General features: G+C 61.1%; 20 protein-coding genes. 11 read left to right on the forward strand and 9 right to left on the reverse strand.

Annotated elements, in window-relative coordinates; genetic code table 11:
• Positions 1 to 212 precede the first annotated feature (212 nt).
• The 4 genes from ACRQ1B_RS06980 to ACRQ1B_RS06995 all read left to right on the forward strand — a co-directional run bounded on the left by ACRQ1B_RS06980 (position 213) and on the right by ACRQ1B_RS06995 (position 4052).
• Positions 213 to 704, forward strand: a complete 492-nt coding sequence (locus ACRQ1B_RS06980) for a SixA phosphatase family protein (RefSeq protein ID WP_432292906.1) — start codon at positions 213 to 215, stop codon at positions 702 to 704.
• Positions 705 to 835: 131 nt separating this feature from the next.
• A complete protein-coding gene (locus ACRQ1B_RS06985) occupies positions 836 to 2311 on the forward strand; it encodes a YcjX family GTP-binding protein (protein ID WP_432292907.1) in 1476 nt (491 codons plus the stop codon).
• A complete protein-coding gene (locus tag ACRQ1B_RS06990; protein ID WP_432292908.1) occupies positions 2308 to 3405 on the forward strand; it encodes a YcjF family protein in 1098 nt (365 codons plus the stop codon). Before ACRQ1B_RS06985 ends, ACRQ1B_RS06990 begins: the two co-directional genes overlap by 4 nt.
• Positions 3406 to 3497: 92 nt before the next feature.
• The gene (locus tag ACRQ1B_RS06995) at positions 3498 to 4052 is read left to right on the forward strand and encodes a hypothetical protein (protein WP_432292909.1); all 555 of its coding nucleotides are present in this window, start codon (positions 3498 to 3500) and stop codon (positions 4050 to 4052) included.
• Here ACRQ1B_RS06995 and folK read toward each other — a convergent pair whose 3' ends face one another.
• Genes folK through folP form a run of 3 tightly spaced genes read right to left on the reverse strand, consistent with a single transcriptional unit; the run spans position 4053 to position 5819 of the window.
• A complete protein-coding gene (gene folK, locus ACRQ1B_RS07000; RefSeq protein WP_432292910.1) occupies positions 4053 to 4589 on the reverse strand; it encodes a 2-amino-4-hydroxy-6-hydroxymethyldihydropteridine diphosphokinase in 537 nt (178 codons plus the stop codon).
• The gene (gene folB, locus ACRQ1B_RS07005) at positions 4558 to 4923 is read right to left on the reverse strand and encodes a dihydroneopterin aldolase (protein WP_432292911.1); all 366 of its coding nucleotides are present in this window, start codon (positions 4921 to 4923) and stop codon (positions 4558 to 4560) included. The genes folK and folB overlap by 32 nt, the downstream gene beginning before the upstream one ends.
• Positions 4920 to 5819, reverse strand: coding sequence for a dihydropteroate synthase (gene folP / locus ACRQ1B_RS07010; protein WP_489753105.1), 900 nt, complete (start codon positions 5817 to 5819; stop codon positions 4920 to 4922). Before folP ends, folB begins: the two co-directional genes overlap by 4 nt.
• A gap of 116 nt (positions 5820 to 5935) precedes the next feature.
• Here folP and ACRQ1B_RS07015 point away from each other — a divergent pair, with 116 nt between their 5' ends.
• From ACRQ1B_RS07015 to ACRQ1B_RS07035, 5 genes are all read left to right on the forward strand, one after another.
• Positions 5936 to 6568, forward strand: a complete 633-nt coding sequence (locus tag ACRQ1B_RS07015; protein WP_432292913.1) for a DUF922 domain-containing Zn-dependent protease — start codon at positions 5936 to 5938, stop codon at positions 6566 to 6568.
• 245 nt (positions 6569 to 6813) lie between these two features.
• Positions 6814 to 8091: an efflux RND transporter periplasmic adaptor subunit gene (locus tag ACRQ1B_RS07020; RefSeq protein WP_432292914.1), complete on the forward strand. Its 1278-nt coding sequence runs from the start codon at positions 6814 to 6816 to the stop codon at positions 8089 to 8091.
• 12 nt (positions 8092 to 8103) lie between these two features.
• Positions 8104 to 11250: a multidrug efflux RND transporter permease subunit gene (locus tag ACRQ1B_RS07025; protein WP_432292915.1), complete on the forward strand. Its 3147-nt coding sequence runs from the start codon at positions 8104 to 8106 to the stop codon at positions 11248 to 11250.
• 98 nt (positions 11251 to 11348) lie between these two features.
• Positions 11349 to 11990, forward strand: a complete 642-nt coding sequence (locus ACRQ1B_RS07030; RefSeq protein WP_432292916.1) for a TetR family transcriptional regulator — start codon at positions 11349 to 11351, stop codon at positions 11988 to 11990.
• A gap of 507 nt (positions 11991 to 12497) precedes the next feature.
• Positions 12498 to 14309 (forward strand): caspase family protein, encoded by a 1812-nt coding sequence (locus ACRQ1B_RS07035; RefSeq protein WP_432292917.1) that lies wholly within the window; start codon positions 12498 to 12500, stop codon positions 14307 to 14309.
• Here the strand turns inward: ACRQ1B_RS07035 and ACRQ1B_RS07040 are convergent.
• A complete protein-coding gene (locus ACRQ1B_RS07040; protein ID WP_432292918.1) occupies positions 14284 to 14604 on the reverse strand; it encodes a 2Fe-2S iron-sulfur cluster-binding protein in 321 nt (106 codons plus the stop codon). The two genes, ACRQ1B_RS07035 and ACRQ1B_RS07040, sit on opposite strands and share 26 nt — an antisense overlap.
• 137 nt (positions 14605 to 14741) lie before the next feature.
• Complete coding sequence (locus ACRQ1B_RS07045; protein ID WP_432292919.1) at positions 14742 to 15107, reverse strand: Hpt domain-containing protein; 366 nt, start codon at positions 15105 to 15107, stop codon at positions 14742 to 14744.
• A gap of 485 nt (positions 15108 to 15592) precedes the next feature.
• Between ACRQ1B_RS07045 and ACRQ1B_RS07050 the strand changes: the two genes are divergently transcribed.
• Complete coding sequence (locus ACRQ1B_RS07050) at positions 15593 to 21991, forward strand: apolipoprotein A-IV repeat region-like domain-containing protein (RefSeq protein WP_432292920.1); 6399 nt, start codon at positions 15593 to 15595, stop codon at positions 21989 to 21991.
• A gap of 84 nt (positions 21992 to 22075) precedes the next feature.
• Complete coding sequence (locus tag ACRQ1B_RS07055) at positions 22076 to 22273, forward strand: hypothetical protein (protein ID WP_432292921.1); 198 nt, start codon at positions 22076 to 22078, stop codon at positions 22271 to 22273.
• Positions 22274 to 22309: 36 nt separating this feature from the next.
• Here the strand turns inward: ACRQ1B_RS07055 and ACRQ1B_RS07060 are convergent, their stop codons facing one another.
• The 4 genes from ACRQ1B_RS07060 to ACRQ1B_RS07075 form a co-directional block, all read right to left on the reverse strand.
• Entirely contained in the window at positions 22310 to 22696 is a 387-nt protein-coding gene (locus ACRQ1B_RS07060) for a hypothetical protein (protein WP_432292922.1), read from the reverse strand.
• A gap of 269 nt (positions 22697 to 22965) precedes the next feature.
• A complete protein-coding gene (locus ACRQ1B_RS07065) occupies positions 22966 to 23577 on the reverse strand; it encodes an ABC-type transport auxiliary lipoprotein family protein (protein ID WP_432292923.1) in 612 nt (203 codons plus the stop codon).
• 44 nt (positions 23578 to 23621) lie between these two features.
• The gene (locus tag ACRQ1B_RS07070; RefSeq protein WP_432292924.1) at positions 23622 to 24992 is read right to left on the reverse strand and encodes an MlaD family protein; all 1371 of its coding nucleotides are present in this window, start codon (positions 24990 to 24992) and stop codon (positions 23622 to 23624) included.
• A gap of 9 nt (positions 24993 to 25001) precedes the next feature.
• Entirely contained in the window at positions 25002 to 25844 is an 843-nt protein-coding gene (locus tag ACRQ1B_RS07075; RefSeq protein WP_432292925.1) for an ABC transporter ATP-binding protein, read from the reverse strand.
• Positions 25845 to 25846 lie beyond the last annotated feature (2 nt).

Consider the following 25846-nt stretch of genomic DNA (forward strand, 5'->3'; position numbering starts at 1 on the left):
AGCTATTCAAGTCTGATACGTGCCGTTAAGGCATTTTTAAAACTGACGCAAAAATCGGCTAAACGGCTAATTTTAAAGCATTTCCAATCGTCGATTCGGAAAATACCCTCCCCTGTCAACCCGCAACCAACCTGTGCATGACGGACAGTTGACGCGGATCGCAACAAGGCGCTACGCCTTTAACGCACGCGTTTTGACCCGCAGAGGCCTCCATGACGATCATCGAACCGCCACCCTCGCGAATCTATCTCCTGCGTCACGCCCATGCCGCGCAGGCGCAATCCGGCCAGCGCGATTTTGACCGTGAATTGGACGACCGTGGATACGGAGAGGCCGAACTGGTCTGCGAAAAGGCTGTGGATAAAGGCTATCGGCCGAACCTCATCCTGTCTTCCACCGCCGCGCGCTGCCGCCAGACAGCAGATGCCATGCATCGCGCCATGGCGGGTGAATGCATCCTGGAGGCAGTAGACGAGATTTATAACGGCACATCGGAAACCTACCTGGCGCTTCTGGCCGGGCAGGCGCCATCGCCTTCCGTGATGCTGGTGGGGCACAACCCCACGATAGAGGAAACGCTGGATCGCCTTATAGGACGTGAACAGTTGCGCGTGGCAATCCCGACCGGTTATCCCACTGCAGGTTTCGCCGTTCTTGACCATGCCGGCGAGAACTGGGTTCTTCGGGATTTTCTCGTGAGTTGACGGCGGTCCGCACGGGCGCTCTCCACTTTCGGGCATGATCCGAAAGGTGCTGTTCTTTCTTCCGGCATTTTCCCTCCCTATATGCACAGCGGGCATCGACGTAAGGTGCCGCCAGCAACCGGGATCACGCCTTGCCGCCTTCTCTGACCAGTTTCACCGACGACGCCCGCATCGCCTTCGACACGCTGACGGATCGCGCCACCGGCCTCGTCAATCCGACCTTGCGATTGGGCGTTACCGGCCTGTCGCGGGCAGGCAAGACGGTTTTTATTTCCTCGCTCGTCCACAATCTCTTAAATGGCGGCCGGCTGCCGCTGTTCGAACCGGTGCGCTCCGGCCGTGTCTCCTCCATTCGGCTCGAGCCGCAGCCGGACGATGCGATCCCGCGTTTCCAATACGAGGATCATATCCAGGCACTGGTGCGTGAACGCATCTGGCCGGATTCAACCCGCGCCATTTCTGAACTGCGCATCACGCTGGATTATCAGAGCGCCAGCGGCTGGAACCGGATGTTTTCGCCCGGTCGCCTGTCGATCGATATCGTCGATTATCCCGGGGAATGGCTGCTCGACCTGCCACTTCTGGCGCAGGACTACAAAACCTTCTCCGATAATGCCGTCACGCTCGCCCAAAGTGGCGTGCGCGCTGAGTTGGCGCGCGAATGGCTCGGCCTTGCCGCCAGCATCGACATGGAAGGCCCGGCCGACGAAATGACGGCACGCCGGCTTTCCGAAAGTTTTGCCTCCTATCTGAAAGCCTGCAAATCCGACGAGCGTTCGCTCTCGACACTGCCGCCCGGCCGTTTTCTCTTGCCCGGAGAACTCGATGGCTCACCGGCACTCACCTTCGCGCCGATGCCGAACGTGCCCGACACGCGCCCCGAAAAAGGTTCACTGCGGGCGATGATGGAGCGCCGCTTCGAGGCCTATAAGAGCGTGGTCGTCAAACCGTTCTTCCGCGAACATTTCGCCCGCCTTGACCGGCAGATCGTCCTTATCGATGCGTTACAGGCCGTCAATCGCGGTCCGGAAGCGGTTCAGGATCTCGAACGCGCGCTCGCTGATGTACTGGCCTGTTTCCGCCCCGGCACCAACTCCTTCCTGAGTTCGCTGCTCGGCCGCCGGATCGACCGGGTTCTGGTCGCCGCCACCAAGGCCGACCATCTGCATCACGAAAGCCATGACCGTCTTCAGGCCATCACGCGTCGCCTCGTTGATCGCGCCATCCACCGCATCGGCATGACCGGCGCCGGGATCGACGTGATGGCGCTGGCCTCCGTGCGTGCCACCCGTGAGGCCACAGTGCGCGAGGATGGGCACCTGCTTCCGGTGATCACCGGCACACCGATGCCGGGCGAGCGGATCGGTGACGAAATTTTCGACGGCATCAGGAAAACAGCGATATTTCCCGGTGACTTGCCGGAGAATCCGGAAGCGTTTTTCTGCGACATCGACGGTTCGAATGAAAAAACGGCTCTACCCGACTTGAATATCGTACGTTTTCGCCCTCCCTCGGTCGAGGAAAACACTGGCGGCATCGCCTTGTCCGTGCCGCATATCCGCCTCGACCGCGCCATGCAGTTCCTGTTCGGAGACCGTCTCGCATGACATCATCAGACGATCGGAACAATCGCCCATCGCCTTCGGGCACATCGCGCCGTCGCCCCACGGCCTATGCCGTCGAGGGAGAGCGCGACATGCCATTGGCTGTCAGCCGCCCGCCGCGCAGTTTTGACGACGGTTTTACCGCCACCGCGGATGCCGATGATCCGTTTCTGGGCGCGGGCGAAGGCGATCTCGCGGACGTGCCGGTCGCCCTGCCCCGTCGCCACGGCTTTTCCTTCGGCAAGCTTGCTGCCGGCGCCTTTGGCGTATTCGCCTCCTTCGCTTTCGGTCTGTGGGCAGACAGCGTCATCCGCGATCTTTTTTCCCGATCCGACTGGCTGGGTTATACGGCCATCGGCATCCTCTCCGTGGCCCTCGCCGCTCTCGCCGTCGTCGTTGGCCGCGAAATGCTTGGCCTGATGCGCATCGGCGCCGTGCAGTCGCTCAAGGCTGATGTCGCCGCCATCGAGAGCGGGACCGATTCAGCCACTGGCGCCAAATCAGCCCGTGCTCTGGTCAGCCGTCTCACAACGATCCTTTCCCATCGTGCCGAAACAGCGCGGGGACGCGCCGCCCTAGATGCGACCAAGGACGACATCATCGACGGCACGCATTATCTCGATCTCGCCGAGCGCGAACTGATGACGCCGCTCGACCGCGAAGCCCGCCTGCTGATTCTCGCCGCCTCCAAGCGTGTGTCGGTGGTCACGGCGATCAGCCCGCGCGCCGTTGTCGATCTCGCCTATGTGCTGTTCGAAGTTTCGCGTCTGGTGCGCGCCATGGCCGAACTTTATGGCGGCCGTCCCGGCACGCTCGGCATGTTCCGATTGTTGCGCGATGTCATTGCCCACCTTGCGGTCACCGGCTCGATTGCGGTCGGCGACAGCCTTGCCCAGCAGGTTCTCGGCCATGGTCTGGCAGCCCGGCTTTCCACCCGACTCGGTGAGGGTGTGATCAACGGACTGCTCACCGCCCGCATCGGCATCGCCGCAATGGACCTTTGCCGTCCATTGCCTTTTCGGGCGCTGAAACGCCCCGGAATTGGGGATTTTATGGGCGATATCGTTGCGACCTCAAAACCCAAAGACCTGTCCTGACACAGGTCGCAGCGACCAAAAGAAACCACTCATTAACCATCCTTCGCTAATTTGCGGGCTCTACCAGTTGGCCTTTGCCAGGGATATTTTGAATGGTTTCGCGCATCTTCTCGCTGTTCGGTGGCTTTGCCGTCGCCATCTCCGTCGCCACGGTTGCGATGGCTCCTGAGGCTGACGCCGCTTCGCGCGATCAGGTCTTTTTCGAAAGCGCCGCCGGCAGCTGGAAAGGTCCGGGCGAAATCGTCGCCGGCAAATACAAGGGCACCAAGTTCACCTGCAACCTGATCGGCGAAGCCACCAATGATGGCGATGCCGGCCTGAAACTCGATGGCACCTGCCGCGTCGGCGTGTTCAAGCAGCCGATGAACGCCACCATCGTCAAGACGGCCAAGGGTTACACCGGCAAGTTTCTCGATGGCGCAGAAGGCAAGGGTCTCGATATCACCACCGGGTCGCTCAACGGCGAGCGCATCGTGCTCGGCATCAACCGCGCCAAGCTCAATGGCGCCATGGTCGCCAGCATGAAGAGCGACAACGACATGAACATCACCATCTCGGTGAAGGTCGAGGAACAGATGATCCCGGTCATCGGAATGACGCTGACCCGTGATCTCGACCAGATCGCCGTCGGCTCGATCAAGAAATGATCAGCGCCACCAGTCGCGGTTTTCATCCGCGACAGTAATGCCATCGACAGTCACGAGGGCGAGCCAGGATGACACCGGCTTGCCCTTCACTATGAGGTCGTCAGCAATATCTGCAAGCGGCATCAGCACGAAGGCGCGTTCCGTCATGCGCGGATGCGGCAGTTGCAGGGGCTGTGTATCCCGCTCCACATCGCCATAGGTCAGCACGTCGATATCGATCGTCCGCGGCCCCCAGCGCTCCACGCGCTCCCGCTTCATGCCCTTTTCGATCGAAAGGCCGGTCGCTAGCAGATTTTCCGGCGCAAGGGTGGTTTCGATCAGTGCGCAGCAGTTGAAGAAATCGGCCTGATCGGTCTTGCCCCAGGGTGGCGTCATGTAAAGTTTTGATACCGCCAGCACACGACAGTCGTCGCGCTCGTCCAGCAGCCGTAACGCCTGCGCCATCAAGGCTTTCGGGTCACCAATATTGCCACCGAGACCGAGCGTTGCTTTCTGCCACGTGGTATCAGGGTCGGTGCTCAACGCGCACCTCCACATAATCGAGAATGCCGGGGATCGGCACGCTTGGCTTGCGCACCGCGATTGCAGCGCGCCTGATCTGCGGGAACCGCTTGCACAGTGCCAGCGCAATATCCCGCGCCAAGGCCTCGATCAGGTAACGGCGCTGTCCCGTCACCACCTCCTCGATCACTTCGAAGGCAATTCCGTAGTGAACGGTATCGTCGATCTGATCGGTCGACAACGCCTCACCGCCCTCGACCTCCAGCTCCGCATCGACGAAAAAACGCTGACCGAGACGCTCCTCCTCGCTCAGCACACCGTGGCGGGCAAAAAACGAACAGTTTTTCAGGTAGATCGTATAGAGCGTCATGACTTTTCCTCCGCGCTATCGCCGCCTCCGGCAGAGCGTGCCGCAAGTATAGCATCCGCCACGCGAAGCGCATCGCGATTGGCAGCCACGTTATGAACCCTGAAAACATGTGCGCCCGCGAGCCTCAAAACGGCGGTTGTCGCCGCAGTACCGACGTCGCGTTCATCGGCACGCTCACGACCGGTCATCGAACCGATGAAACGCTTGCGCGACGTGCCGATCAGGAACGGCAGATCCAATGCGTGCAATTCCGCAAAACGCGCCATCAGTTCCGCCTCATCCTCGCGGGTTTTCGCAAAACCGAATCCCGGATCAAGCATGACCGTGCTCCTGTCGATGCCGGCGGCATCGGCAATCTGCAGGGCCTTTTTGAAGAACAGGACCTGGTCTGCAATCACGTCCGAAAGCTTTTCCGCCTCGCGACCACGGCCCGTATGCATGATGCAAAGCCCTGCCCCGGCTTCCGCCGCGATATCGGCGATCGCCGGATCATGGCTCAGGCCATAGACATCATTGATGATGTGCGCTCCGGCTTTCACCGCGGCCCGTGCGGTCGCGCCGCGATAGGTATCGATCGAGATCAGCACGTCCGTCTCGGCAGACAGCCGTTCGATAACCGGCAGCACGCGGCGTTGCTCTTCGGCCTCGCTGACCGGATCGGCACCGGGACGGGTAGATTCGCCACCGACATCGATGATCGTCGCGCCTTCGGTTATGCAGACCTTCGCATGCGCAACGGCGGCTTCGACGCTATCGTGGCGTCCGCCGTCGGAAAAACTGTCAGGTGTGACGTTGACGATCGCCATCAGATGGCCGCCGGCTGCCAGATCGAGCGAGCGGCCGGAGCCGACCCGCCAGGCGCGATTGCCGGAAATGTTGTTGCCGAGGAGACTCACGGTCGTCCCAATCCTTGCATTGTACACGTAAAATTGCGCCAATTCTGTTGCGCTTGGCAGGGCTATGCCTCAAGCTTTGCCTCAGTTCAATCTGACAGGCCCCGAGAATACTATTGATGCGCAGCTTTTGCCGTTCGCCCCGGGTGCAGGTCATCACGACAGCAACGACGCTGGCGCTGCTGCTGGCTTTTGCATCTCCTTCGCAGGCGCAACCGCTCGTCACCAAAACCTATTCCTATTTTTCGATCGGCGGCAAGACGGCGGAAGATCTCGACAGCGAGCTAGAGCGTCGCGGTCCGCTCACCCGCCATACCGGTGCCCGCCATCCCGGTGCCACCGAGATCAAGTTCGGCGGCGAGGTCAGTTATGTGGAGCGCGGCGGCCGGTGCTCGATCGGCGCCGTCAAGGTCACGGTTCGCACCCACATCATCCTGCCGCGCTGGAAAAACCGCCGCTCCGCCACCGGTACGCTGGCAACCATCTGGGACACGCTTTCGGCCGACATCAAGCGGCACGAGGAACGTCACGCGGAAATTGCCCGCACCCACGCCCGGACACTCGAGGCCAAGCTGCGCGCCATCCGCCCGGCCGGCAACTGCGATACGCTGGAAAGACGCGTCGGCGAAATCAGCCGCGAAGCAATAGAAAAGCATGATGCCGATCAGGTCCGTTTCGACATGATCGAATCGTCCAACTTCGACAGCCGTATCATGCGGCTTTTGAAAAACCGTGGTGCCACCGCGCAATAACGATACCCGGTATCGTTCTATTGGCGAGATCCGCCGGCCATCATCCGTGAAATTTCGTCGCACTGGAACCGAACCCGCAGGTTCGGCGTTGCCTCGCCACGTTGGCGCGAGCACAAATCCGCCACGTCCGAGTCGCCCTTCAAGGCGGTTAGAAACTTGATATCACGCAAATGTTGCCTTGCAGCAGTTTTACATACAGACTAACACGTATGTAAATTGCCGTCCTTGGGTTTATGGGGTTCTCTATGCGAATGAAACTGCCCGTCGCTGGTCTGTTGCTTGCCAGCATTTCTGTTCTTGCCGCCTGCCAGAAGGAAGATCAGGCGGCAGGGGCACCCCCTGCCCGTCCGCCGTCTGCCGTCGGCATCATCACCGTCCAGCCGGAAACCCTGCCGATCAACAGCGACCTTCCGGGCCGCATCGCCCCGACCCGGCTTGCCGAGGTGCGTCCACGTGTGTCCGGCATCATTGTCGAGCGCGTGTTCGAACAGGGATCGCTGGTCAAGGAAGGCGATGTGCTTTACCGCATCGATCCGGCACCGTTCCAGGTCGAACTCGATCGCGCCGAGGCGACGTTGCGCAGCGCCGAAGCCCAACAGCTTCAGGCCCGCCAGACCGCCGACCGCCAGACGCAGTTGAGCAAGTCCAATGTCGCGTCCCGCGCCGAATTCGACACCGCCGTCGCGCAGCTCGCACAGGCCGACGCACAGGTGCAGGTCGCCCGCGCCGGCGTCGCCTCGGCAAAGCTCAGCCTGCAATATGCCAATGTTACCGCACCGATTTCCGGGCGCATCGGCCGCGCGCTGATCACCGAAGGTGCGTTGGTCAGCTCGAGCGGTTCGGAAAACCTCGCCACCATTCAGCAGCTCGACCCGATCTACGCCGACTTCACCCAGCCGGCCGCCGATCTCGTACGCCTGCGCCGCGCCCTTCAGGACGGCAAGCTGATGACCGGCCCGAACGAAGCCAAGGCACAGCTGATGCTGGATGACGGTACGCCTTATCCGCAGGAGGGACGCCTCCTGTTCTCTGAAGCCGCGGTTGACGAAACCACCGGCCAGGTCACCCTGCGTGGCGAATTCCCTAATCCAGATGGCGATCTTCTGCCGGGCATGTATGTGCGCGTACAGATCGAACAGGGTCTGGAACGCGATACGTTTGCAGTGCCGCAGCAGGCCATTCAGCGTGATGCCGGTGGCAAGGCCAGCCTTCTCGTCGTTGGTGCCGAAGATAAGGTCGAGCAGCGCCCGGTCACAGTCGGTCGAGCACTCGGTGAACGCTGGGTCATCTCCGCCGGCCTGAAGGGCGGTGACCGCGTCATCGTCGATGGTTTCCAGAAGACCGGCCCCGGCGCCACCGTCAAGCCGCAGCCATGGTCGCCGGAAAAGCCGGCCACCGAAAAGGCAGCGGACGGCGCAAACAACGCCGCGGCCGGCGATGCCGCCAAGCCTGCCGGCGCTGAAAACCCTGGCGCCGAAAAGTCTGAGAATGCCGACAAGCCGGCAGAGCCCGCGAAGCAGTAAGGACCCGGTTTCATGGCACGTTTCTTCATCGACCGGCCTATCTTTGCGTGGGTCGTCGCAATCTTCATCATGCTGGCGGGTGTGATCACCATCCCGATGCTGCCGATCGCGCAGTATCCGAATGTCGCACCACCGCAGATCACCGTTTCCACCAACTATCCCGGCGCTTCGCCTGAAGATATCTATCAGGGCGTGACACGTCCGATCGAAGAGGAACTGAACGGCGTTCCGGGCCTCATCTACTTCGAATCGCAGTCGGAATCCTCCGGTCGCGTGTCGATCAACGTCACGTTCGCACCCGGTACCAATATCGGCGAAGCGCAGGTCGAAGTGCAGAACCGCATCGCCCGCGCCGAGCCGCGCCTGCCGAGCGCCGTGACCTCGCAAGGTCTGCGCGTCGAACAGGCCGGCACGTCGTTCCTGATGGTCGTGTCGCTGACGTCCACCGACGGTCAGACAGACGCGATCGGCCTTGGCGACTATCTGCAGCGCAATGTCATCGGTGAAATCCGCCGCGTGCCGGGCGTGGGTAGCGCCCAGCTGTTCGCCAGCCAGCGTTCCATGCGTATCTGGATGGATCCGGACAAGATGGTCGGCCTCAGCCTGACGGCTGCCGATGTTACGGCAGCCATTACCGCGCAGAATGCACAGGTCGCAGCCGGCCGTATTGGTGCAACCCCGAACCCGATCGGCCAGCAGATTTCGGCAACGATCAACGTTCAGGGCCAGCTGACCAATCCCGAGCAGTTCGGCTCCATCGTGCTGCGCGCCAATCCCGACGGCTCATCGGTGCGTCTGCGCGATGTCGCCCGCATCGAGGTTGGAGCGGAAAGCTACAACTTCTCCTCCCGCCTGAACGGTCAGCCGAGTGCCGCGATCGGTGTGCAGCTGTCGCCCACCGGTAACGCGCTTGCAACGTCGGAAGGCGTCAAGCAGATCATGGAGGAACTGAAGGAATATTTCCCGGCCGGCGTCGAATACGAGGTGCCGTATGACACCAGCCCGTTCGTGGAAGTCTCCATCGAGAAAGTCATCCACACGCTGATCGAGGCGATGATCCTCGTTTTCGTGGTGATGTTCATCTTCCTGCAGAATTTCCGCTACACCGTCATTCCGGCACTGGTCGTGCCGGTGGCGCTGCTTGGAACCTGCGCGATCATGTTTGTCGCCGGCTTCTCGATCAACGTTCTCACGATGTTCGCCATGGTTCTGGCAATCGGCATTCTCGTCGACGACGCTATCGTCGTCGTTGAAAACGTCGAACGCATCATGGCCGAGGAAAAACTGTCGCCGAAGGAAGCGACACGCAAGGCCATGGGCCAGATTTCCGGCGCCATCATCGGCATCACCATGGTTCTGTCCGCGGTGTTCATCCCGATGGCCTTCTTCCCCGGCGCTGTCGGCATCATCTACCAGCAGTTCTCCCTGACCATGGTCGTGTCGATCCTGTTCTCAGGCTTCCTCGCCCTGTCGCTCACACCGGCGCTCTGCGCCTCGTTCCTGAAACCCGTCGCTCATGATCATCATGACAAGAAGGGCTTCTTCGGCATGTTCAACCGTGGCTTCGACAAGGCGTCGCACGGTTATTCGGGCGGCGTTGCCAAGATCATCAAGCGCTCCGGCCGCTTCATGATCATCTATCTGGCGCTGCTGGTCGGTCTCGGCTGGGCCTATATGCAGCTTCCGAGCTCGTTCCTGCCCAACGAAGACCAGGGTTTTCTGATCGTCGACGTCCAGGCACCGGCGGAAGCCAGCACCGACCGCACGACGGAAGTCATCTCGCAGATCGAGAAAATCGCTCTGCAGGAAAAGGCCGTCGAGCGCATCATCGCCATCAACGGCTTCTCCTTCTCGGGTTCCGGCCAGAATGCCGGCCTCGCCTTCATCACCCTGAAGGACTGGGATGAGCGCGGACCTGAAGATTCGGCCGACGCGCTTGCCGCCCGCATCAACGGCCAGATTTTTGGCCTGCGTGATGCGATCGCCTTCTCTCTGTCGCCGCCGCCCATTCAGGGTCTCGGCAACTCGTCGGGCTTCACCTTCCGTCTGCAGGACCGTTCCGGTCAGGGCCAGGCGGCACTCGGTGCGGCACGCGACCAGCTGATGGCGGAGGCAAACAAGAGCCCGATGCTGGCAGGCCTGCGTATCGAAGGCATGCCGGATGCGGCCCAGGTCAACCTGCTGATCGACCGCGAAAAGGCCAACACCTTTGGTGTGACCTTCTCGGACATCAACTCGACGATCACCGCCAATCTCGGCTCGTCTTATGTCAACGACTTCCCCAATAGCGGCCGCATGCAGCGCGTCACCGTTCAGGCGGAAGGCAACCAGCGCATGAAGACCGAAGACCTGCTGAAGCTGAACGTTCGCAATGCCAGCGGCGGCATGGTGCCGATGTCCTCGTTTGCCACGGCGGAATGGGTCCGCGGCCCCTCGCAGGTGATCGGTTACAACGGCTATCCGTCGATCCGTATCGCCGGTCAGGCCGGCCCGGGTTATTCCTCGGGTGACGCCATCGCCGAAATGGAACGTCTCGCCAATCAGCTGCCCTCCGGCTTCGGTTACGAATGGACCGGCCAGTCGCTGCAGGAAATCCAGTCGGGCTCACAGGCACCGGCGCTGATCGCGCTGTCCATCCTGTTCGTCTTCCTGCTCCTGTCGGCGCTCTACGAAAGCTGGTCGATCCCGCTCTCGGTCATGCTCGTCGTACCGCTCGGTGTCATCGGCTCGGTTGCGGCCGTTACGTTGCGCGGCATGCCCAACGACGTCTACTTCCTCGTCGGCCTGATCACCATCATCGGCCTGTCGGCGAAGAACGCCATCCTGATCATCGAGTTCGCCAAGGACCTGCGTGCCGAAGGCATGAGTGTCTTCGACGCGACCGTGGAGGCAGCGCATCTGCGCTTCCGCCCGATCCTGATGACGTCGCTCGCCTTCACGCTCGGTGTTGTCCCGATGGCGATCGCGACGGGCGCGAGTGCGGCGAGCCAGAACGCCATCGGTACCGGCGTTCTCGGCGGCATGATCTCGGCAACCATTCTGGCGATCTTCTTTGTGCCTGCCTTCTTCGTCTTCATCATGCGGCTTTTCTCCAAGAACGCCCGCCAGGAGCCGTTGGAAGCCAGCAAGAAGAAAGAAGACACCAGCACGGCACACTGACACGTCACCGAAGCTGAGGCTTCGATGACGGCGAATGCTGGCTCGTTGTTCGGGGCGCTCTTTCACGGGCGCCCCGAAAGCCGGCGGAAGGAGGAGACATGAGACGGACCAAAGCGGAGGCAGCGGAAACCCGCGCAGCGATTCTCGAATCGGCCGAAAGAATGTTTTTCGAAAAGAGCGTCGGGTCGACCACGCTCGATGAGATTGCCGCAGCCGCCGGAGTTACCCGCGGTGCCGTCTACTGGCATTTTTCCAGCAAGACAGACATTTTTCTTGAACTTTACAATACGTTCCGGCTGCCTCTTCTCAACATGCTGGAACTGCGTGATCCATCCTGCTGCGGTATGGATGCGCTGACTATGATCGAGGATTCCGCCTGCGAATGGATGCAGGTGATGGCAACCGACCAGCAGAGGCAGCGCATGCTGACGATTTTGCTGCGGACCAATTTCACCGAGGAATTCGCGCCCGTCCAGCAGGCGATGAAGGAACTCGAAGAACTGCACAACAGGCAATTGGAACAGATCCTTCAGCGCGCACAGGCCAATGGTAAGCTTGCATCCGGCTGGACGCCCGCCTCCGCCTGCCTTGCGGTCAAGTGGATGATCAAGGGCATCTGCTGGGACTGGCTGCTTGGGGGCCGCAATTTCGACTTGGATCGCGAAGGCTGCGGCTGTGTGCGTCGCCTCTTCGCCAGCTTTCGCAACCCGCTCTCCGAGCGCCGGCAGGCGACAGCCTGACATTGGGCTGCCTCAAAACAGGACTGCGCAGGTCAATCCGCCAGTTTCGACCGCAATTTGAAACTTACGCGAGCCTTTCCTTTCCTGCAATCAATCAGAGGTAATTTCTTCGGCTGGCATATTTCAACGATTGCTTATATTATTGGTTTCAGTTGATCGGGTTTCCAATCCTGCGGCGCCAAGCAAGGCGGTGCGAACGCGCAGCAGGTGCGCCGATCCTGATAACCGACAGTCGGTTTCGGATCGTGCGCCATTCTTCTGGCCTGTGACAGGGCTTTGTACGGTGTTCTCCCGGTGCGTCCCATTGCTGCTGGTGTTCCCTCCCTCGCCGACAGTGACGTACCTACCTCAAGCCTCGCTCCGCTTCGGCGCAGCGAAGCATTTTTTTGCGCGATAAACTTGCAGATAGGCTGGCAAGCAAACTCACAGCGCGCACCGAGTTGCTTTTGCTTGCCATACTCTACCCATGCGTGTATCGTAGTTTTCGTTTACATTCGGGGGGATGTCATGACGAAACGAACGCTTACAGTCCTATGTGTTCACGGCCTCGGCAATCAGGCGGCATCAGGATGGAAGGAGGCCTGGCCCACCGCCATTCGCGACGCTTTCCCGGTGACGGACGAGATCGATCTGGCGTTTCAGTTTGTCAGTTATGACGACATCTTTGCGGAAACAGATCGCACGGCCCTCGATTACGTCGTCGCGATCGGCAAGCTGCTCAAAAGTGGCGCCGGCGCGATTGGCGGCAGACGCGGTATATTGACGGGGCTGTCGGAGCGGCTGCGATGGACGGCAGGTTATGTCGTCGCCTGGGTGGAGGACGTCAAGTTTCAGGCCGCAACCCGTGAACGTGTGCTGACGGCCGTGAAAATGACCAAACCCGATATCATCGTGGCGCACAGCCTGGGTTCGCTGATCACTTACAATGCATTCAGCCATGCAGACGCCAGACAGGAGCAGATCGCCGAGGTTCTGCAAAAAGCGCATTATGTCACTTTGGGCTCGCAGATTGGCAACCCGTTTGTCGTCGGCAATCTCACCAATGGCCGCATCGTGCCGCTCAACGTTGCGTTCTGGCATCATCTTTTCAACATCCATGATGATGTCTTCACGGCACCGATCCGGCTCTGGGCCATGTCGAATTTTCGCCAGACGGATACACCTTTTGACGACCCGGGCATGACCGATCACGCCGCCACGAGCTATTTCAAAAATCCGGCGACGATCGAGAATGTATGGCGGACCATTGCCAAGGCATCGCTGCCGCAACCCGGCCGCAAAACCGCCGTTCGCGACCTGACAGCACCTCGCGCCCAAAAAGCGCCCGGTACGACCCGGAAAGCTTTGCTTGTCGGCATCAACGACTATCCGACGGCTTCACAGAAGCTGGAGGGTTGTGTGAACGACGTCTTCACGATGAGCGCCGTCTTACAGCAATGCGGTATGCCAGCCGATGCGATCCGCGTGTGCCTTGATGACAGAGCCACCGCAGACGGCATCATGACGCGTCTCAAATGGCTGCTTGACGATCCCAAGCCAGGAGACGAGCTGATCTTTTACTACAGCGGCCACGGTGCGCGTGTGCCGGAATATGGCGAGAATACCGAACCCGATCATCACGTCGAGACGCTGGTGCCCTGGGATTTCGACTGGACGCCGGAGAAATACATTTCAGACGATCAGATTTTCGATTTGTACAGCCAGTTACCCTATGATTGCCGTCTGATCATGATCTTCGATTGCTGCCATGCGGGCGGCATCCATCGCGACTCTGGCGCACGGCCGCGCGGCATTTCTCCGCCGGACGACATTCGCCATCGCGAACTGAAATGGGACAGCAGAACGGAAATGTGGGTCGCCCGTGACTTCGCGCGCATCAATGACAAATTCACCCGCGACAAGCATGCAGCCGTCGACTATTACGGCAACAACGGCGCCACCGAGAGACTGGGCCGGGCAGGCATGCTAAGGCGACTTTCCGACAGCCAGTACGAACGTCTGAAAAAGACCGACGCGGAACTTGCGCGCGGGCCCTATCTTCCCGTCATTATCGAGGCATGCCGTGAAGAGGAATTTTCATACGAATACCGTCACGGCGCAACCAGCCATGGCGCCTTCACGTTCAGTCTCGCCAATATTCTGAGACGGTCGTCCAACCGCGATGAAAAACTGACACTTCGTGACCTGGTCAAACACACCCACGATCAGTTGGCCGATCTCGGATACGACCAGAAGCCGACCATTCTCGGTCCGAATTTCCGGCTGGATCAGGAGATCCCGTGGACGAACGCATTCAGCCCTGGCGCTCGGGCACGCTGACCACCAGCCCGTCAAGGGCCGCCGTCATCTTGATCTGACAGGAAAGCCGCGAAGTCGGGCGAAGATCGAAGGCGAAGTCCAGCATGTCCTCTTCCATCGGCTGAGGCCCACCGACGGCTTCCGTCCAGGCATCGTCGACATAGACATGACAGGTGGCACAGGCGCAGGCGCCGCCGCATTCGGCATCAATGCCGGGCACGGAATTGCGCACGGCGTTTTCCATCACCGTCGAGCCTTCAGCGGCATCGAGTTCGAAACGGGTTCCGTCGAAGGCAACGATGGTGAGTTTGGTCATGATCTGCGTATCCGGACTTGAGGAGCGATGCAAAACGCATCTCTTCTGACAAAACGTTTTGCCAGTCAACAACGGCCGCAGATCTGGCAGGCCCGAAGCGCCGTGTTTTCGGCGCCTTCGGGGCATTTAGGCCACGCTCAACGGCACAGCTTGTTGATGAAGTTTTCCGCCTCGATCACCGCCGCACCGAAAAGCGCGAGCGACGCTGCGTCGGTCTTGCCTGCTTCGATCTCACCGGCAATCGCCGCCACCTTGAAAGCTCCGACGGCGTTGGCCGCGCCCTTGATTCGATGGGCCACGGTCGAAGCCGGAATGGCCGCCATCGTTATCTCGGTGAGCGCCGCCCTCGCCTGCCGCGCAAACAGCGACAGGATCTCGACTTCGAGGTCCTTGTCACCCATGGTCTGGCGTGCAAGATGAACGAGATCAATCGGACGTGATGCGGACGGTCCACCATCTGTCGCAATCTCGGGCAGTTCGAAGGCCAATCCGGCAGCAGGCATAAGCGTCTTTCCTGTTCTACGGTGTGTCGTATGTCCCGACAATGGCGGGCGAAAATGGCTATCCACCTAAATTCCGGCGCAATCGCGACGGTATTTCTGCAGTCATGGTTAATTTGGACTAACCCTCGTGTTTTGAAGGGCTTTTGCGTCTCGATATGGTATAAATTCTGTTAACAAGGAAGCACTTGGCGGCCGGCTTGCCTACCCCGAATTGTATCGGAACCGGGAATGTGCCAGTAAAATACACTTGGCATGAGCGTGTGCCCCGGTTTCGGCCGATTTTTCACGCAACGGAAGGCGGCTCGGTAAGCATTCGTTATCATCCCTTTGAAATGAAAGCATTCCGGACCGAAATAAAATAGGACGATCCGATCGCCGATATCCCTCGGCGGCGGTTTCAACCGACAGGCATGACCACCCGTACCCATTTGCATGCGGCACCGGGTCGGATGGTATGACCGGTGTTAGTAACGAGGCGTAACCGCATGGTGAAGAACAACAACAGCGATGCGATCGACGAAACCGCGTTTCAGGCGCTGGAAGATGCGCTGAACAACGATTTCGAAGACGATCTGAAGCCTCGCTCTGGCTCCACTTCCCAAGCGCGGGAGAAGTCTGTGTCCGAAAAGCCGCAGCAGTCCAAGCAGCCCCAGTCCGGTGAGCGCGAGACATCGCCCCGCGAAAAGCAGGCCGTTGCCCGCCAGGCGGAAGTCCGCAAGGCCGCGGCCGAACAGGCGCGCCCGGCAGCTGCGGAGCCGACGGCACCGAAATCGCCCACATTCGCACCGGCCAATGATGCCAGCCGTCGCCCGACCGCCGCCCTTCTGCGCACGCTCGATGGCGGCGCCATGCGCGCAGCACTGCGCAACTCCACCATTCTTTCCACTCTCTGGGCGGTCGGCGGCCTCGGTCTCGGCCAGTTGATCTACGGTTCGCAGATCTGGCGCTTCACATCCGTCGAGCAGGTCCTCGAAACGCCGGGCGTTGTCGCCATCGGCGTCGGCATCTTTGTGCCGATCATGCTGTTCTACGCTTTCTCGATCATGATGGCGCGCGCGCATGAACTGCGCACCGCCGCCCGTTCCATGGCCGAGGTGGCGCTGCGCCTCTCCGAGCCGGAAACCATCGCTACCGACCGCATCATGTCGGTCGGTCAGGCTGTTCGTCGCGAAGTCATGGCGATGAACGAAGGCATCGAGCGCACCATCGCCCGCGCAACGGAGCTCGAAACCCTCGTCCATTCCGAGGTCAATGCGCTTGAGCGCAGCTATGCAGACAATGAACTGCGCGTGCGCGGCCTCGTCCACGAACTCGGTTCAGAGCGCGACGCCATCGTCAACCATGCCGATCGCATCCGCGCCTCCATCGTCGGCGCGCATGACCAGCTCAAGGAAGACCTGTCGCTTGCGACCGAAGAGATTTCGGTCCGCCTCGCCACGTCCGGCGAAGCCTTTGCCTCGATGATCGAAACCCGCGCAGCGACCCTGATGGAACGCTCGAGCGCAGCCGGCGAAGCGCTGGGCTCACTGCTGACGGCCAAGACCGACACGATGATCCAGACCCTGCAGGCCTCCGGCAAGCAGCTGGCCGGTGAATTCGACGTTCGCCTCGATGACCTGTCGAAGACGCTTACGGAACGCGGTGAGGATCTGCTCGGCCAGTTCGAGACACGCGCCTCGACCCTCGACGCCAATACCGAAAAGCTGAATGCGGCGCTTGCCGACCGCACCCGCCAGCTCAACGAGACGCTGGTCGCCCGCACCCGCGAAATCACCGAGGGCCTGACCTCGGGCGAACGCGCCATCACCAGCACGCTGGATGGTGTCCTGACGTCGCTCAACACGTCGCTGGATGAACGCGGCTCGTCCTTCCGCCAGAGCCTGCAGACAGCTGCCGATGATGCGGTCATGGATCTCGACCTGCGCACGGGCCTCTTCGAAGAGCGCCTGCAGACGACGATCGGTCAGCTCAGCACCACGTTCGATTCCGGTCTCAACGAGTTCACCACCGCCTTCGACCAGCGCTCCGGCTCGCTCGACACCAAGCTCAATGAAAGCCTTCTGGCCATCAAGCAGAGCGTCGAGACCAATTCGGAAGCCATGGAAGGCATCCTCTCGTCCAGCATCGAACGCATCGGCTCGGCCTTTACCGACCAGTCGCTGGCGCTTGCCACCACGCTCGGCACCAGTCAGGAAATGCTCGAAAGCACGCTTGAATCCGGCACTGGCCAGATCAGTGACGCACTCGATGCCCGCAGCCGTGCCTTCACGGAAGCTTTTGAGGCCCGCAGCGCCCAGCTTCAGGAAGCCATTGACGACAAGAGCCTGGCACTCAGCGTTGGCCTCGCCACGTCGGCTGCCGCCCTCACCGAGGGTCTCGACGCTCGCACAGCCGAATTCCAGCAGGCTATCGATGACAAGAGCCTTGCGCTCACCATCGGCCTTGCGACCTCTGCCGCCGCCCTGACCGAAGGGCTCGACACCAGCACGGCAGAGTTCCAGCAGGCTATCGACCAGCGCAGCCGTGCGCTTGCCGAAACGTTGGAAACCTCCGGTCGCAACCTGACCGAAAACCTCGAAAACTCCGGTCGTGCGCTCAACGAGAGCTTAGAAGCATCTGCCAGCGCCTTCTCGACCGATTTCGACGCCAAGAGCCGCGAACTCTCCGGTGCGCTTGAAGGTCGCGCTCAGGAATTCACGGAAACGCTCAACGCCCGTGCCGCCGAAATCACCGACAGCTTCGGTGGCGCGCACGAGCGCATCGATGCCGTTATGGCTGAACGCAGCGGCGCGCTGTTCAACGCGCTCTCCGACAGCCAGACCCGTTTCGACGACACGCTGGCCGGCCATTCGGCTGCCATCGTCAATGCCGTCAGCGGAAGCCATGAACGTCTCGCCGAAGTGCTGGACGAGCGCACCGCGCGCCTGGAAAACGCCGTTGCCGGCACGCCGGAGCGCCTTGCCGGCGTTCTCGACGAACGTGTATCGGCGATGGAAACCGTTCTGTCCGCCGGCCACCAGCGTATCGAGCAGGATCTCGGCCGCCGCATGACCGACATGGGCGACATGGTCTCCAGGAGCAGCGAGCGCCTGGGCGAAATCCTCGACGACAAGTCGATGGAAATGGCCACGTCGCTGGCGCTTGGCGAAGACCGCCTGACCGGCGCCATCGAGGAAAAGACCACTACGCTCCTCGACACCATCAACGCTGCCGATGAACGCGTCGCCTCGGCATTTGCCGCCCGCACCGAAAACCTGCAGGGCGTCTATGCCGACAACCAGCAGCGGCTTGAAGCAACGCTCGAAAACCGCGGTGCCGACATCACCCGTGCGCTCGAACAGGGTGCCGAACAGATCGATCGCTCAGTCGGCGGTGGTGCCGGCCGTATCGAAATGGCGCTCGGCCAGAATGCCGAACGTTTCGAAGACACGATCACCGATGGCCTGCTGCGCATGGAAACCATGATGGGCACCGGCCATGAGCGGGTCTCGGAGACCATGGACGCCGGCAACGAGCGCCTGCAGGAAACGCTGGACGGTTCTTACGAGCGCATGCGTTCCACGCTGGACGACCGTCGCGACATGATCTCGGCAACGCTGACAGAAGCCGAAGGCCAGTTCAGCGAAATGCTCGCCGATCAGGCAACCTCGATCGGCACGTCGATCGCCACGAGCGCCAGCATGCTCGAAATGACGCTCGAACTGCAGCAGGAAGGCCTGCGCGGTCTCGTTGACGGCGTCGGCAACGATCTCGAGGGCCGCCTCACCTCCAGCGCCGGCGAAATCGCCGCCAAGCTGAGCACTGCCGCTGCCGAGATCAACCGGTCGGCCGACCAGTTCTCCAGCCGTATCGAAAAGACTGTCGGCGGTGTCTCCACAGCCCTCAATGAAACCAGCGAGCGCGTCGATGGTACGCTGAACGGTCTTGAAGGCCGCATGCGCGAACAGCTTGGTTCTGTCTCGGAACTCGTCGATGGCGTCGGCCGCAATCTCGGCGAAAGCCTCGCAGAGCGCACCGCCGATCTCGAACGGGTTGCCGGCGAAGCTGCCACCCGCATCGAGACCAGCCTCGAAGGCGGCAGCGCCCGTCTCGAAGCCGCCAGCGAGCAGGCCGCAAGCCGCATCGACGGTACGTTCGAAACCGGCACAGGCCGCCTTGAAGAACGCCTCGGCACCATGGACCGTGCTCTCAATGTCGGTCTCGACGCTGTCAGCCGCACGATCGAAGGCAAGGCGGCGACGCTTGCCTCGGCCATGCGGGAAGCTGTTACGACAGCAGCCGAAGGCATGGACAGCGAAGCCATGCGTTCCGCCGAAGCGCTTGCCCGCGCCGGCGCGCAGTTCACCGAACAGCTCGACGCCCGCAACGCTGAGTTCACCCGGTCGATCGAGGATCGTTCCAACGAGATCGTCGGCCGCATTTCCGAAACCCAGGGCCGTCTCTCCGGTCAGGCTGCTGCCGTTGCGCAAGCCTTCTCCGAAGCCGGCAATTCGATCGTCAACAAGGTTGCCGACGCCGATGCCCTGGTAAAGGGTCAGGTCGCAGCCATTTCGGATGCGCTCGTTGATGCCGAAAAGTCGCTTGGCGAACGCGGCGACAACGTGCGCAATGCACTGTCGCAGACCGCCGGCGAAATCAACGCGGCGATCGATCAGGTCGACAAGGCGCTGGAAGCGCGTGGCGAAGCCATCCGCACCTCGCTCGACAACCGCTCGCGCGATCTCAACTCGATGCTCTCCAGCCGGTCCGCCGAGTTCTCGCGTCTGATCGACGAGAAGGCGCGTCCGGCGCTCGAACAAGCTGCGGAAAGTGGCCGCCTCGCCGCCGAGCAGCTGGCCTCCGCCGCCGAGCACACGGCCGGTCGCCTGTCTGCAGCAGCGGCCGAAACCAGCCAGCGCCTGCGTGACGAGAACAATGCGCTCGTCGATGCATTGGCTGCGCGCACCAACGACACGCTGTCTGCCATCAGCCAGCGCGGCGAAGAGGTTTCCGGCAAGATGCTGGGTGTCGAACAAGGTCTCGCTGCCAGCGTCCAGAGCCTGATCTCGCGCCTTGAAGACAGCAATACCGGTATTGCCTCGCTGGTTCAGCGTACGGCTTCCGAACTTGGCGGCACGATCGAACGCGCCGCCGAACAGCTGGGCGATGCCGACGCACGCCTCGGCGCCACGGCAGACCGTTTCGCGCAATCGGCCAGCCAGTCCGCCGATGTCGTCTCCAGCGCCAGCCGCCTTCTGGAAAACAATGTCGACCGCCTCTCCACCGTTTCCTCCGCAACGCTGTCGCAGGTTGGCAATATCGTCGGCCGCTTCGACGATCACTCGCGTGTTCTCGGCCAGGCCTCGGAACTTCTGGGCGCTGCCCAGTCCAACCTGGTGGGCACGCTCGACGAGCGTCAGACCGCGCTTCGCGATCTGTCCGTCGGTCTGGTCAAGCGCTCGGAAGAGATAGAACTCACCATGCGCAACCTGACGAACCTCGTCGAAGGCGCCTTCGACCGCGCCGAGGATCGCTCCTCGCAGGTGTCGTCGCGTCTGCGTGAAGGTCTGCAGTCTTCCTTCGCCGATATCGGCCGTTCGCTGGGCGAAACCCAACAGCGTGCTGAAGCGACCGCGGAAAGCATGCGCACCGCCTTCTTCAACGCAGGCGAAGAAGCTGCCCGCGCCATCGAAGGCACGCTGGGTGATGCCGAGCGCCGCTCGCGCGAACTCTCCGACCGCATGCGCGGTGGCATTGCCGGCTCGCTGGCGGATGTCGAACGCATGCTTGCCGATGCCGCCGGAAAATCCGATACGGCTGCCGATCAGCTGCGTGAAACGCTGCGCCAGTCGGTAGACGATGCGATCGGACGCTTTGCCGGTGCGACCGACGAAATCCGCCGTTCGGCCGTCGATATCCGCAAGGAACTCGACGCCACCCGTTCGGAACTGAAGCGCGGTGCCTTCGATCTGCCGGAAGAAGCGAAGGAAAGCGCTGCCGCCATGCGTCGCGCCGTATCCGAGCAGATCAAGGCGCTGCAGGACATTTCGACGCTGGTCGGCCGTTCGGCCCAGCAGCTCGAAGTCGCGGAGCCTGTCCGTGCCGCTCCGGCTCCTGCCCCAATTCCGACCCCGGCCCCTGCTCCGGTTGCCGCCGCGCCGCAATCTTATGCCCAGGCGCCGGTCGCGCCGCAACAGCCGGCTCCGGTCCTGCAGCAGCCGAGCCTGCAGCAGCGTGTCGCCCAGCCTGCCCCGGTCGCTCCGCAGCAGGCACCACGCGACATTCTTTCCGCTGGCTTGGCCGGTGGTGTTCCCGGCGCTGTCGCCGGTGGGCTCACCAGCAGCCTCGGTGGTGGTTTGCGCGGTTCTCTGCCGCTTGACCGTCCGGCCCAGCAGCCGCCGCGTGCCCCGGAACAGCGCCGCGATGACAATGGTGGCTGGATCAGCGACCTCCTGCGCGGCGCCTCGCGTGACGAACCACAGGCCACCGAAGCCGCTGCACCGCGCCCGCGTGCGCCGCAGGAAGCCTCCACCCGCCACGGCGACAATCGCAACCCACGCCACATGGTCGAATCGCTGAACTCGCTGTCGGTCGATATTGCCCGTGCGATCGATCACGAAGCCTCGGTGGAACTGTGGCGCCGTTACCAGCGTGGCGAACGTGACGTCTTCACCCGTCGCCTCTACACGATCAAGGGTCAGCAGACCTTTGACGACATCAAGATGAAGTATGACCGCGAGCCGGAATTCCGCACCGCTGTCGACCGCTACATCGCCGATTTCGAAAAACTGCTTGCCGATGTCGCCCGCACGGACCGTGACAAGACCGTGACGCAGAGCTACCTGACCTCTGATACCGGCAAGGTCTACACCATGCTGGCACACGCGGCAGGCCGCTTCAACTGATCAACAATCGTTACGGTTGCTGATGAATAGTTGATACACCATCATTTTCTGATATTGTGCGTCACAGGAACCAGGAGGGTTTCTGTGACGCATCGGTATTCGGATGACATCGATCTGAAACTCATACGACTGCGGGATGTCCGCCGGTCTGCGCTGCCTTTGCAGAGCGATGGCGAAGCGATACGTTTATTGCTGTCCGCCCAGGATGCTTTTCATACGCTGATCTGCGCACGTGATGACGAAGAAGACTCGCTCAAGGCAGATCGACTGCTGCAATCATGACAGCGCCGCATCCATTAAAGAAATTTTTTGCAGTCTTTACTGCGACGGCGTTGTTGCCGACTGCTTTTTCATGCACTGGAGTAGCGCTTCGCCGGCTTTTGTCGATCCGAGGGCGGGCAACAAGTGTGGTCTGTCGCTAATACCGTCTTTTAACGCGATCTGTTTTTTTGCTTTTGCAAAAGCGGCGACAAATCTATTGGCGTCTTCAACGCTCAACTTGGCTTCAGCAACGGCCAGATTGTCACCGACTGCCCCCGTGCTGCCTTGCTGCGTCAGCAGTTTCGCGCCATCGATCGCAAACTCCAAATCAGGCTTCATGTCTTCCAGGGCCGCAACGTGCGCAAATCCGGGAATCGCCCTGACGACAAGGCCGGTCTCCGCACTGTCACAAAAAATCACGACACCAGAACGGATTGAACTCATGAGACTGGCTGTGACGCGTTCCCCGCTGGAGAATGGATCGCTTTCTGTCTCCGCACTCCAGCTCCCGAAACCAGCTCGCGCCGGTAAAGCCAATGTTGAAACCAGAATAAATACAGCGAAGCCGATCCGTATATCATCCCCCAGCGCCGGTCACGACCCTAGGCTACAACGAAATTCCTCCGCCACACAAGTATAGAGTGTGCTTCACCGTTCTATCTGGTGGCATTCAATTGACGGCAGACATCACAGGGCATCTTCAAACACGACCATCAGATCGACTTCAGCGTCCAGTCGACGATATCGGCACCCACCTTGGCAAAGGCACGGTTGATCCCGGCGATGAAGGTGGCATTGTCCTCACCCGAAACCGGCACCGTGGCGCGGAACACATTCTGCGCCCGCACCGAACCGTTCCGGTCATTGAGAATCTTGACCGAAATCTCGACAACCGCCGCTTTCGGGCTCGATGCGTTGACTTCAAAGGCGCGGATATCGGTGACGACCTGATAGTCGATCGCCAATCCCTGCCCCGGCTTGCCGACGCCGCCGAGCTTGCCGGTGTTTTCGAACGCCTGCACGAGTTTCGACTGCACGATGCGCGGCAGGCGGTCACCCCATTGCGACTGTCCGAGATAGCGGATTTCCGAAGGCGACACGCGCACCACGACCTGCTCGCTGTCGAGCGATTTCAGGGCCGTCGGCTCAGGCACCAGGATCTGGCGGGCCTTGGCGCTGTCGGCAGAGCTTGCCACCGGGGTCAGCGACAGGTCGAACGTGTCGTTATTGGCCTTGCCGCCACATCCGGACAGGAGCAATGCCGCCAGAAGCGGCAGGGCCAGCGCCGCACCGCCGCGACCAAACCCCGAAGACTTAGAACCCATAATCACGCTCCCATCAGCCCTGTATTTCAACGCGCCACACGCCATCAACGTCGGGTCCTGCCGTCATAAGTTTTGACTTCATCCCCGCCAAAGATCAGACGCTGCGGGTCGTTGTCGAAATTGGTAATCGCGCGGTTGAGATTGTCTACCGTGCGGCGCATGTCGCCGACCAGCGTCTGCACGTTCTGCAGGCCGGAAGACGAGAAGCGATTGATATTGTCGGCGATCGGCCCGATGCGGCCGTTGAGATTGTCGGCGGCGGCGCGGATCGACTGCAGCGTTTTCTGCGCCTCGGCGAACATGCCTTCGGAACTGTCGCCGCTCACCATCGTATCGACCTTGGCGAGAATGCCGTCGACGCGGCTCGATGCCTCGTTCAGTTTCTTGGCAAGTTCTGAGAAATCACCGATCGCCCTGTAGATCTCGTCGCGGCGGGCGGCAACACCATCGACAACGTCGCGTGCGGAAGCCACGGCTCCGCGCGCATCGGCCGAGGCCTGCGCAAAATTGTCGACCGCTGCGCCAACCTGTTTCGGATCGACCGATGCCATGACCTGCTCGGCGCGCCGCAGCACATTCTGCGTGTCTATACCGACCTGCCGGAAGCTCGCAGCCGTTTCCTTCACCTCGGCAACGATCGCCGGCAGTTCCGTCGTCGATGCGGCGATGTCACCCGACACCTTTTCGGCATTGCTGAGGATGTTGTTGATCTTGTTGGCATCCACCGCACGCACCAGCTGTTCGGCAGCCTCAAGCGTCGAGTCGATCCGCTGGGACACTGTATTGAACGTGCCGGACAAGGCCGACAGGCTCTTGAGGAACTCATCGATCGCGCCGGAATTCTGGCTCAGCGACGCGGTAAACGTCTCGGCATTCTTGATCGTCTGCGTCAAAGGTCCACGTGCATCGGCGACGAACCCCTGGATATCGCCGATCGCCGTATCGGCACGTTTCAGAATCTGGTCGGCGGTTGCCAGCAGGTTCGTCACGCTCGACTGGTCGGCAATCAGCACGGCCGGCTTGCCCTGCTCCTGCGCCTTTTTGACGATGTTTTCCTCGCCAGTGCGTCCGCCGGACAGTTCGATATAGGCGGCACCGGTCAGGCCCTGCACTTCCAGAACCGCCTTGGTCGACGGGTAGACTGGAGCAGCCAGTTGCACCTCGGTGAAAGCGATCGAATACCGCGGATCATCCGGGTCGATGGCGAGATTGCGCACCGTGCCGACCGGAATGCCGTTGAAGCGAACGGCCGAGCCGACAGAAAGGCCGTTGGCCGAACCCGGAATACGGATCGCCAGTTCACCGGTCGGCCCGCCGCGGCCATATTGCGCCATCCAGTAGACGAAGCCGAAAGCGGCAGCGACCACCAGAAGCGTGAAAAATCCGACGAGGGCGTAGTTGGCTTTGGTTTCCATAAATTCCGGTCACTTTTCTGGGTGTTCGGTGGCTCGGTCGATCGGCTCTGTCACCACCGATCGTGCGCGCTTGCCGCGGAAATAGGACTGAACCCAAGGGTCGTCGCAGGCAAACATGTCGTCCAGCGTTCCTTCCACCAATACCTTTTTCTCCCCCAGAACCGCAATACGGTCGCAGACGGAGAACAGGCTATCGAGGTCGTGTGTCACCATATAGACGGTCAGACCGAGCGTATCGCGCAGCTTGGCGATCAGTGCGTCGAAATCGGCGGCACCGATCGGGTCGAGACCGGATGTCGGCTCGTCGAGAAAAACGAGGTCCGGATCGAGCGCCAGCGCGCGCGCAAGTGCGGCGCGCTTGATCATGCCGCCGGACAGTTCGGACGGATATTTGTCGGCAGCGTCAGGCGGCAGGCCAACGAGTTCCAGCTTCAGATAGGCCAGTTCGTCCATCAGCGACTGCGGCAGCTGCAGGTATTCCCGCATCGGCAACTGGATGTTTTCCTTCACCGTCAGCGCCGAAAACAGCGCGCCATGCTGGAAAAGAACGCCAAGCCTTGTGTCGAGCGAAATCCTCTTCTGGTCGTCGGCCGTGTCATAGTCGACGCCCAAAATCTTGATCGTGCCGGAGCGGTGTGGCAACAGACGCAGGACAGTGCGCATCAGCACCGATTTGCCGGTACCCGACGCACCGACGAAGCCTAAAATTTCGCCGCGATAGATATCGAGGTTCAGATTGTCGAGCACGATCTTCGAGCCGAACCCGACGGTCAGATCGCGCACTTCGAGAATGACGTCACGATCGCTCTGCGCCGGCGCTTTTCTCTCCAGTGTTTCGCTGTTTGCGCTCATCA

This window comes from Endobacterium panacihumi (assembly GCF_050847465.1).
GTDB lineage: Bacteria > Pseudomonadota > Alphaproteobacteria > Rhizobiales > Rhizobiaceae > Neorhizobium > Neorhizobium panacihumi.